This is a genomic window from Alkalihalobacillus bogoriensis ATCC BAA-922, from assembly GCF_000621445.1.
GTDB classification, from domain to species: domain Bacteria; phylum Bacillota; class Bacilli; order Bacillales; family Bacillaceae_F; genus Bacillus_AO; species Bacillus_AO bogoriense.
On sequence record NZ_JHYI01000014.1, the window covers coordinates 178,214 to 188,088 of the forward strand.

11 protein-coding genes and 1 rRNA gene are annotated in these 9,875 nt (G+C 36.4%); 8 read left to right on the plus strand and 4 right to left on the minus strand.

Going from position 1 to position 9,875, the window contains the following annotated elements; translation table 11 throughout:
• Positions 1 to 181: 181 nt before the first annotated feature.
• Positions 182 to 1,222 carry a cytochrome d ubiquinol oxidase subunit II gene (locus tag T323_RS0107505; RefSeq protein ID WP_026672719.1) on the minus strand — a complete coding sequence of 347 codons (1,041 nt, stop codon included), beginning with the start codon at positions 1,220 to 1,222 and terminating at the stop codon, positions 182 to 184.
• 34 nt (positions 1,223 to 1,256) lie between these two features.
• Positions 1,257 to 2,588: a cytochrome ubiquinol oxidase subunit I gene (locus tag T323_RS0107510; RefSeq protein WP_026672720.1), complete on the minus strand. Its 1,332-nt coding sequence runs from the start codon at positions 2,586 to 2,588 to the stop codon at positions 1,257 to 1,259.
• A 136-nt stretch (positions 2,589 to 2,724) separates the two neighbouring features.
• Here T323_RS0107510 and T323_RS0107515 point away from each other — a divergent pair, with 136 nt between their 5' ends.
• Both T323_RS0107515 and T323_RS0107520 read left to right on the plus strand, forming a co-directional pair.
• Positions 2,725 to 3,645, plus strand: a complete 921-nt coding sequence (locus T323_RS0107515) for an alpha/beta hydrolase (RefSeq protein ID WP_026672721.1) — start codon at positions 2,725 to 2,727, stop codon at positions 3,643 to 3,645.
• Between the two features lie 70 nt (positions 3,646 to 3,715).
• On the plus strand, positions 3,716 to 4,045 hold the full coding sequence (locus T323_RS0107520; protein ID WP_026672722.1) for an SCP2 sterol-binding domain-containing protein: 330 nt from the start codon (positions 3,716 to 3,718) through the stop codon (positions 4,043 to 4,045).
• A gap of 83 nt (positions 4,046 to 4,128) precedes the next feature.
• On the opposite strand, the gene T323_RS26270 is transcribed toward T323_RS0107520, so the two are convergent.
• Positions 4,129 to 4,278 (minus strand): FbpB family small basic protein, encoded by a 150-nt coding sequence (locus T323_RS26270; RefSeq protein WP_084309181.1) that lies wholly within the window; start codon positions 4,276 to 4,278, stop codon positions 4,129 to 4,131.
• Between the two features lie 492 nt (positions 4,279 to 4,770).
• On the opposite strand from T323_RS26270, the gene T323_RS29140 reads away from it, so the two are divergent.
• From T323_RS29140 to T323_RS0107545, 4 genes are all read left to right on the plus strand, one after another.
• Positions 4,771 to 4,917 carry a hypothetical protein gene (locus T323_RS29140; RefSeq protein WP_169737881.1) on the plus strand — a complete coding sequence of 49 codons (147 nt, stop codon included), beginning with the start codon at positions 4,771 to 4,773 and terminating at the stop codon, positions 4,915 to 4,917.
• Positions 4,918 to 5,009: 92 nt separating this feature from the next.
• Complete coding sequence (locus T323_RS0107535) at positions 5,010 to 5,984, plus strand: MBL fold metallo-hydrolase (protein WP_035178042.1); 975 nt, start codon at positions 5,010 to 5,012, stop codon at positions 5,982 to 5,984.
• 90 nt (positions 5,985 to 6,074) lie between these two features.
• Positions 6,075 to 6,449 carry a YtxH domain-containing protein gene (locus T323_RS0107540; protein WP_026672724.1) on the plus strand — a complete coding sequence of 125 codons (375 nt, stop codon included), beginning with the start codon at positions 6,075 to 6,077 and terminating at the stop codon, positions 6,447 to 6,449.
• 331 nt (positions 6,450 to 6,780) lie between these two features.
• Positions 6,781 to 7,554 carry a VLRF1 family aeRF1-type release factor gene (locus T323_RS0107545; protein WP_026672725.1) on the plus strand — a complete coding sequence of 258 codons (774 nt, stop codon included), beginning with the start codon at positions 6,781 to 6,783 and terminating at the stop codon, positions 7,552 to 7,554.
• Positions 7,555 to 7,602: 48 nt separating this feature from the next.
• Here the strand turns inward: T323_RS0107545 and T323_RS26275 are convergent, their stop codons facing one another.
• Positions 7,603 to 8,805 carry an MFS transporter gene (locus T323_RS26275; protein WP_035178045.1) on the minus strand — a complete coding sequence of 401 codons (1,203 nt, stop codon included), beginning with the start codon at positions 8,803 to 8,805 and terminating at the stop codon, positions 7,603 to 7,605.
• Positions 8,806 to 8,964: 159 nt separating this feature from the next.
• Between T323_RS26275 and T323_RS0107555 the strand changes: the two genes are divergently transcribed.
• Together T323_RS0107555 and T323_RS0107560 are read left to right on the plus strand one after the other, a co-directional pair.
• Entirely contained in the window at positions 8,965 to 9,354 is a 390-nt protein-coding gene (locus tag T323_RS0107555) for an OsmC family protein (RefSeq protein ID WP_026672726.1), read from the plus strand.
• 325 nt (positions 9,355 to 9,679) lie between these two features.
• Positions 9,680 to 9,875, plus strand: a 16S ribosomal RNA gene (locus T323_RS0107560); the annotation flags it as partial.

Consider the following 9,875-nt stretch of genomic DNA (forward strand, 5'->3'; position numbering starts at 1 on the left):
ATATCGCTAGGAATAGAGTTGCTTTTACGTGAATAAGCGCTCCTGTGGCCGCTAAAAAACGGAAACCCCTATCATGTTCACAAATAACGGCTGCTCTGACCGCAAAAATGAGACGAGTGAGGGAGTATAAAAATGTTGGTATAGCACTTCGCTTGAAAGAAAAGGACGCTCCTCGTTTTTTTTAATGGTCTGCTTGCTTTTCAGGTTGTAAATATCGTTTATCTTTCATAAAGAGTCGCCAGAACCACCAAAATGCAGGGACTAAGATGGCAAGTCCAATTCCATAACCAATTAACAAGGAGCGGAACATCGTTTCATTTGTGAATGCATCGTAAATTGTTAAGTCAGGGTAAAGTAAATAAGGCATATGAGCGGAGCCGTATGCAAAACTAGCCAAGCCGAATTGAATGACAATCGCGATTACAGCAACGCGTGGTTGTCCAATAGATACTTTTTTTGACGGCCACCAGAGTGCACTATAACCGACACCGAAGGCGATAAGAGAAAATGCGAATAATTCCCATTCATGGACCATATTTTCGACCATCCAAGGAGCTTCTGGTATAAGCGTAAAGGTAGCAGCAACAGCAAAAGCTAGCGTAATAGGGCCAAGGATAATCGCATTTTTGCGATAAACATGGTAAGTTGATTCGGATTTTGCCTCTCTAGCGTAGTCACCAAGCAAGAGCGAGGATAGAAATAATTCCGTACTTAAGCCAAATCCTAAATGCATATAAAACGTAGAAGATGAAAGAGCTTCATTATATAAAATATATTGTGTGGAGCCGACATCCTCGACAAAGCCTGCAATAGCAATCGGTAACATACTTACAAGTAAGGCAGGGATAAGAAGTCCGGTTAATCCGGAAATGACTGTTAATGATTTTGTATATTTTTGAACGGTATACGAATATACCATGAAGGCACTTCGAATGATTAACAAGATTAATACAAAACTAACAGGGACAACCATAATTGTTCCTAATGAAAAAGCTGCTCCCGGAAAAAATGTTACAAGAGCGACGACAAGTAAGACGAGAAATACATTTGTGACTTCCCACGAAGGCGACAAATAGCGATTTGCGATACTTGCCGCTTTTGTATCTTTGCGTCCGTAATAAAACATCGACCAAAATCCTGCTCCAAAATCAATAGACCCTGCAATGGCGTAAACAAAAAGGAAGAACCAAATAATTGTTATCGCAATATAAACATCATTCAAACCTCAACACCTCACTTCTCAATAGTGGATAACCTCATGCCTGTAATTCTTTTGATACGGGGTTTCGTTTGAAATAGTGCCGAATGACAAGAAAGGTGAGAACAAGTAAAAAAACGTATAAGAATAAAAACAGTACAAGTAATGTTCCAATATTTCCGGCTTGTGTGGCAGCTTCTGCTGTTCGCTGAACCCCATATATCGTCCATGGCTGCCGACCGGTACAACTGAAAATCCAGCCTGTTTCAATTCCGATCATCGCTAATGGTCCTGTTGCAACAACCATGACGAGTAGCCAAGTTGGAAATGGTCTTCCTTTTTTTCGTACGAAAAAGAAATAATAGGCAAGAGCTAAAAAGGAAATCCCGATAAGGCCACTGCCGATAAAAACCATGATGTTAAACAAAGTATGGACGAATAAAGGTGGCCATTCATCTTGCGGCCATTCATTTAATCCTTGTACTACACCATCTGTTGTACCAGTCGCTAGCCAACTCAGCATTCCTGGTATTTCAATTCCACCGACAACTCGACCAGCTTCTGGGTCTGGAGTTCCGAATATAGCAAGGGGAGCATTTGATTGTGTTTCAAACAAGCCTTCTGCCGCCGCTAATTTTACAGGAACATGCTCATGTAGCATAATAGCAGTATCATGACCATTTATGGACGTATACAAAGAAAAGATCGCACCAAAAATAAGAGTGAGTATGAGTGCTTTTCGATGATAGGCTCGTTCACGGTCAGTGAGGTGATTTTGTAATAGTCGGAAGGCGGCGATCGCAGCAATCACAAAAGCTCCAGTTAAATAGGCACTACCTAAAACATGTAACGCGGTAACAAACACACTAGGATTAAATACAGCTTCCCAAGGACGGACATTAACAATAGCCCCTCCAACAATATCAAACCCTCTTGGTGTATTCATCCAAGCATGGGCATCTGTAATCAAAACAGCGGAAGCAGTCGCACCGAGTGCAACGAAAAACACACTAATTATTCGCATGAGACTTGAAAGGCGATCAGCAGCGTATACGTAAATCGACATAAAAACGGCTTCTAGAAAAAACGCAAAAATCTCAACTTGAAATGGTAAAGCGATAACTTGTCCAACAATTTCCATATAACCTGGCCAAAGTAGAGATAACATGACACCGACAATGGTTCCGGATGGAATGGCAACACCAAGTAATATTGCGAACCCTTTTGTCCACCGTTTTGCCATTGTTCCGAAATCAGCATCTTTTGTAATGGCACGAACAATTTCTGCAATGAAAATCATTAATGTAACTCCGACCCCGAGTGTTGCAAAAATAATGTGAAAAGCCATCGACGAGCCAAATAATACCCGTGAAAGCATAACAGTATCCATGATGTTCCTTCCCTTCTCAGATGTTCAATTTATTCGCTGTTACTGTTTGTTAATTATTAACTTCTTATTCCAATCTTTTCGAATTTAACCAAGAGAGTCGGAAAACGCTGTGCTGTATGAAAGGGGAAAACAGGAATTGAATATAAAAGAGGCGGTAGAAGAGTTGCAAAAAAGAAAAGACCCAATTAGGTGGAAGGAAGCGACAGCAGTTGACGCGGCGCTGAAAACGTATACTCACTATTATAATTTGCCTACAGATGTTAAATATGGCTTTGGTACATATGAAACAGGAGACTTTAGTATAAAAGTTCAAGAATTTACTCCAAAGGATACCGTAAAAAAAACGGTGCTCGTCTTACATGGCTATTTAGACCATACAGGCGCATTATCACCATTGATTCGGTATTTAACCGCGTTATCTTGTCGTGTCGTTAGTTTTGATTTAATTGGCCATGGCTTATCAGAAGGAGAACGATATGGGATTGATCAGTTTGAAGATTATAGTGATTCTGTCATTTCAATCGTTTCCCAGTTGAAACAGGTATATAAGACGGATATCGATGTCATTGCTCATAGTACTGGGGCGGCAGCAGTATTAAATGGTATCTTTCAAAAAGATATTTTTCATAAGACAATCTTGCTTGCACCATTAATTCGACCAGCTCATTGGTCATTAGTTAGAGTTAGTCATTTCTGCACAAAACACCATATTACAACTGTAAGACGGACAATACGTAACAATACTTCTAATAAAAGTTTTAAAAGAGAAATGAAAAAAGACCCTTTGCAGTATAGGGAATTACCTGTTTCATGGGTCACCGCAATGATTCGTTGGAATGTAAACATGAAAAGAAACAGAAGTGCTACACGACCGATCGTGATTATACAAGGTGAAAAAGACAAGACAGTCGATTGGCGATTTAATTGTACCTTTATTTGTGAAAGGTTTCCTAACACGAAAGTATATTTTATTGAAAAGGGAAAACATCAATTAATAAATGAAAGAGCTCAAATTCAGCTAGAGGTATTTGAGCAAATTCGTAATGAACTTTTTTAAAAAATAAAGAAATTTGTCTCGATTTTATAGTATAATGAATGAGAATTCATTCATTATAGGGGGTCATGTAATGGCGGTAAAAGAAACGTTAGCACAACTAAAGGAAAAGATGAACAGTAACCCAGAAGGAATTGCAGGAGTTGAAAAAGTATATCAATTTGACTTATCTGGTGAAGAAGAGGGGACATACCAAATTATATTTTCCAATGACCAAGTTGAGTATGTAGAAGGCGTTCAACATGAACCAAAATGTACACTTGTGATGTCCGATAAAAGCTTTTTAAAACTTGTTGAAGGTAATTTAAACCCTACCGTTGCTTTTATGAGTGGGAAGTTAAAAATAAAAGGGGAGCTTGGCCACGCGCTTAAACTCCAATCGATTTTAAATAAATATCAATAAAGGAAAAACACTGAGCATGCTCAGTGTTTTTCTACATTTAGTATAGTATCACAAGAAGGAAATAACCGATTGACAGCTATATCTTATGCATTTTTCTTTAATTTTTCGTTCTCCTTTTGGGCTTGACGGTCTTCAATTCTTTTTTCAATTTTTGATAACGCTTCCGGGTCTTCTAACAGTTGTTTCTTATTTTCATTTACGAGCTCTTCAAACGTTAGTGAATGTTTTCGCATATGCATCAGACCTTTTTCAAAGATTTTCTCTTGCACTTCTATTGTAAACCGCTTTTATGTTAATCATATTAAGGAATTGTTACAATTTTTTGAAAAGTATAATTCTTGTTTTTTAACAAAAGTCTAACTGAAAAGATATCCACAAACTTATTCACATTATTCACATGGTAAAAAAGCTGATAAAATTGACTTTCAAAAATGTCAGACGATGTTATCCACATATTCACATTATTGTGGATAATACTATGTGAATAAGTTTAAAGTTTTGTAAAAAAAAATAACAAAATGGAAACGTTTACATTTTAAAAAGTAGTTTACAAACGAATTTTATGTTGCTAGAATATTCTTAACTTATTAAATCATTAAAATATTTTTTGTGCAGTGAAACTGAACAACCGTTCGAAAGGGGATCGAACCGGGTCAAAAGTTTTGCTATTCCTTTTAGAATTAATTATCAGAATTTTCAAACAAAAAAAGAGGAGTTGGAGAGAAATGACGGTTACAGTAGAAGTGAAAGTGTTGGAAGAAATGCAAAGAAAAATTGAGCGCTTAAACAAAGAGTTAAAAGAATTACGTAAAGAAAAAGATGGTTTTGAACCATTAGATACAGATTCATTTTTGACAGAAGTATACAATTAATAAATGAATGATGCTTAACAACTTTTAGTTAAGCATCTTTTTTCTTTTCCTATTGTGAGATATGATAAAAGAAAAAAGAAAGGAGTAGGAATATGAATAGTAATGTTGGTTTAAAGTCGTCTAATATTATTGAATTTGTTCTTCCTACACCATTTTTAGTCGGGCCTGTTAATGTTTATTTAGTGAAATCAGAGGCTTTGACTTTAGTTGATGCTGGGCCAAAAACGGAAGAGGCGTGGGAGAGTTTTACAATGCAACTAAAAGAAGCAGGATATTCCCCGAATGATATTGAACAAATCGTTGTCACACATCATCATCCAGACCATGTAGGATTGTTAGACAGATTTCCGAACAGTCGAATAATTGGACATAAAAATAATGAAAAATGGCTTAAAAGAGACAATGTTTTTTTACAGTATGTGATTCTTTATTTTGAACAATTTTATCAAGAAAATGGTTTGCCACAACGTTTAATTGAAAAAATTAAAAGACAACTGCAGTTATATATGGATTTTTCTTGTCAACGCGAGTTAGATATTATCGTAAAAGAAGGAGACTGTATAGACGGGTTATATGGTTGGAGTGTTGTAGAAGTTCCTGGTCACGCTCAAAGCCAAATTATGTTATTTAATCCAAGTGATAAAAGTGCGATTGCAGGGGATCATCTTATTCAAGCTATTTCATCTAATGCTTTACTTGAAGCTCCAGATAAAGGAAGTGACAGGCCAAAACCGCTATTGCAATATCGAAAAGCATTGCAAAAATTAGTGGATTTAGAAACAAACATCGTTTACCCTGGACACGGTATTCCGATTAAACAAGCACATGAATTAGTGACAACAAGGTTGAAGCAACAGGAAAAACGAGCGATTAATATATTGGAGCTTCTTGGTGATAAAGAAAAAAACGCTTTTGAGATTGTGCAAGAACTGTTCCCGCAAAAATATGAAAAACAAGCAGATTTAACTTTTTCAGAAGTAATTGGTCACCTTGATTTGTTAGAAGAAGAAAACAAGATAACAAAAGGTGTGAAAGACAGTATTGTTTTTTATCGCCAAAAAAAATGAATGATTATTCATTCACATAAATGAACTTTCTTCTTGTCCTAGTTCTTGTTAAAATATAGTAAAGACAAGTAGAGAATGAGGTGTTTTCTAATGGAGGATAAACAAAAGAACAATCGCTTTTGGCTAGGCATTCTTTTCGGAGCTATTATTGGTTTTTTGGCGCTTATGGCGAATGGATCTATGCGTAAAAAAGTAATTAAATCAGTAAAAGAGACAAAGGATGCCTCACTCGAATTAGTAACTTATGTGAAGGAAAACCGAGAATTGATTTATTCACAAGTGAAAGAAACCTCTGAGCAGCTTTCTGATACTGTAAAAAAATTAAAAGATGATATTGACACGATATCAACAAGTGCAAATCAAATTAAAGAAAGTTCAAAAGACCTTGTCGTAACAACAAAGGATGCACTAGACCAAGTGAAAATTTCGACTTCAACAATTCCTAAAAAATCGATCGAAAAATAATGTATAGTTTATTTGTAATCGGACATCATAATAACCGAGGACGCAGCAATGCTCCTTACCCAACAAAGCGTATACGAAATTGTTGTTACATTACCAATGAGGTGATAGCGGTGGACAGTTTCATCACGATTTCTAATTGTGAGTGAATAATTCTCTTGAAAGAGGTGTCTCCGAAAAACAAAATTCGATACGGCCCCAGATGAAACACTTTGTATCATTAGGAGTTGGGTTAAGAAGGTGACCATATCAGGTCACCTTCTTTTTTCATGTTTATTTTTGATTGATGAAGGTAATAGACCTCTAACTCTTTCCTAAGGAGGTTGTATCAATAATGGCATTAACAAAAGAATGGGACAAGCTTAACGGGTTTCGATGCGGAAAAGGGGTATTGTCACTATACTTAAATACGTTTGAATCTCAAGGAGGACAATGGCAAATTCGGTTAAAGAACGGATTGAAGAAACTAGACGAATATATTGAATTAGCTGGTGGAGAAAAAGAGCTACGAAGTTATAGGCAACTTAAGAAAAAAGTATCAAAAGAAATTCAAAACCAAAAAGGTAATTTCGAGCGCGGGCTGCTCGTTTTTGCTTCTGTCGATGAAAAGATATTTATAATAAAGACGCTTCCATTCGAAGTGAAAAATGAATTTCATTGGGAGCAAGTTCCGGTTACGAAACAGTTGAAAGAAATAAAAGCTAAATATCCACGTTCAGGAATTGTTGTTGTTCAGCAACGAGATATTTTAACTTTGGATGTAACACTAGGTGAAATAACTGAAGAAAAGTATTATTCCTTTGAATTAGATGAAATGGCTTGGAAGGAACATGATGGAATTGCTGCCTCGGACCGAGAAGCGTCAAGTGCAAACCATGTTGACAAAATAGCCAAGCGTCAAGAAGAGAATCAACGACGCTGGTTAAAAGAAATAGTGCCTCTTCTTGAGCAAGAAGCAACGCAAAAGCAATGGAAAGGAATTTATATCGTTGGTCCAGCAGAGCAGGTAAAGGATATGAAATCAAGAATCAATACGAAGGTATTTAAAACGATTCCTAAAAATCTTTTTTCAAAACCGAATCACGAAATTATAAAAGAAGTGATATAAAAAACAGGGTGTATGAGGAGGACAAGTCTTTTCATACACCCTGTTTTGTTAAGCGGTTTTTGGTACAGATTGTTCTTGTTCTTTTTCTTTAAAGAAAAGACTTAGGCTAAAGACAATAATAAGAATAGAACCGATTGAAAAATAGATACTCCCTGTTTCGATAAAGTCGATCATAATACCTCCAATAAGGGGGCCTGTAATACTTCCTAGTCCAAAACTGATGGCTGTCATGACATTTCCTGTAGGAAGTAAATTTTTGGGGAGAAGGTCTGCTAAATACATGACACCTAATGAATAAAGGGAACCGACAAAGGCACCAGCTAAAACAAAGGCAATGAGCAAAAGTGATGTGTTTTGTTCGAGCCAAATCATACTAATAAACGTCGTTCCCCCTAGTAGAGTTACGATTGATAATAATCGTTTTCGACCAATACGGTCACTAAGAAGACCAAGCGGGAATTGCGTAATCAACCCACCTATGACGAAAGCAGGTAGTAAAATAGAAACAAGTTCGATTGTAAGTCCAGAGCGTAATGCATAGACAGGGTAGTTACCGTGGATGGATGCTTCTAAAAAGCCGTAACAAAACCCGGGTAATAAAGCAAACCATGCAAGTTTAACAACAGTTTTATAACGATGCCATGAACCGGTATTTGTTGCTGTTTCAATTTCCGATTCGGGCCATTCGTTTTTTAATGCTAATACAAAAAGCCATGAAGCAAGACTCGTCAGCGCTGCGATGACAAAGGGCAAATATTCGTTTATCGATAACAAACGAGTCATAGCTGGTCCTGCGCCAAAACCGAGACCAAATGCAAGTCCATAAATTGAGATATTACGTCCGCGTTTATTTTCTGGACTAGTGGTTGTAATCCAAACTTGAGTGGAATAATGAATCATATTATCACCAATTCCAACGATCATTCGTAATACAAACCAAAACCAAAAAGCTTGCCACAGAGGGAATAACAGAAGGGACCCGATAATCAAAATTAAGCCAATTGTTATAACAGGTTTATATCCGTATTTGCGAATTGGTTTTTCTATAAATGGAGATGCGATTAGTACACCGATATAAAGTGCAGTTGCATTTAACCCATTTAATGATGAAGAAACTCCAAGCTGTTCTAACATTATCGCGAGTAATGGTAATAGCATACCTTGTGAAAAGCCAGCAATTAAGACCATAATAATAAGGACGGTTAATCGATATGTAGGATTATTGGCTTGTTGAATGTGGTCGGTGTTCATAAAACGCCTCCGATAATTTGATGTCATACCTCTTCATATTTTATTACTTCTATTTTATTATGCAAGAAAAATAAAGATAAGGTTTTGTCGTATTACGTGACTCTGTTGTTGTTTCGAAGTAAACTAAAGGTAAGATAGTATGGGTAAGGGGGATATAAAATGAAATTTAAGATGAGAGAAAATGGTTTTGAAACAAATGTGGAGTATGGAACACTAATTGTTTCTGGAAATGAACAATATGGTTTTCGCCCATACCAACTATTAGTGTCCTCAATTGCGGTTTGTAGTGGTGGTGTACTTCGGAAGGTATTAACAAAAAAACGAATGACGTACTCTGATATTGAAGTAACGGCAGATGTGACAAGAAATGAAAATGGTGCACAAGAAATTCAAAGGATACATCTACATTTTATTATTACTGGTGAAAACTTAGATGAAGGTAAAGTTGAGAAGTCATTAGATGTGACAAGGAAAAATTGTTCAATGGTACAATCGGTTAAAGATAGTATTGAGATAACAGAATCGTTTGAAATAAAAAAACAGAAATAGAATTTTTATTTTTTTTATAAAAAAGGTTGATTTTTAATTGTTATCGTAATATAATCAAAAGCGTCGCTAAAAACGACAAACAATTAAATCAACTTTTTTCTTTCTTTTTTGAGTCTTTTCGGTTATAATTAAATAGCTGTCAGACGGCGAAAAAAAGTTTTTTAAAAAAGACTTGATTTGAACAACAGGATTTGTTATAATTAATTTTGTCGCTGCTAAATGCGACAAAAAATAGTTCTTTGAAAACTGAACAAGAAAAAGCCAAGCGAATTAAAGAGATAGTAATATCTCGTCAATGAATTTTTTTTGAGCTATATCAAACACTTTTATGGAGAGTTTGATCCTGGCTCAGGACGAACGCTGGCGGCGTGCCTAATACATGCAAGTCGAGCGGACTGATGGGAGCTTGCTCCCTGATGTTAGCGGCGGACGGGTGAGTAACACGTGGGCAACCTGCCCTGTAGACTGGGATAACATCGAGAAATCGGTGCTAATACCGGATAATAGATGGAATTGCATAA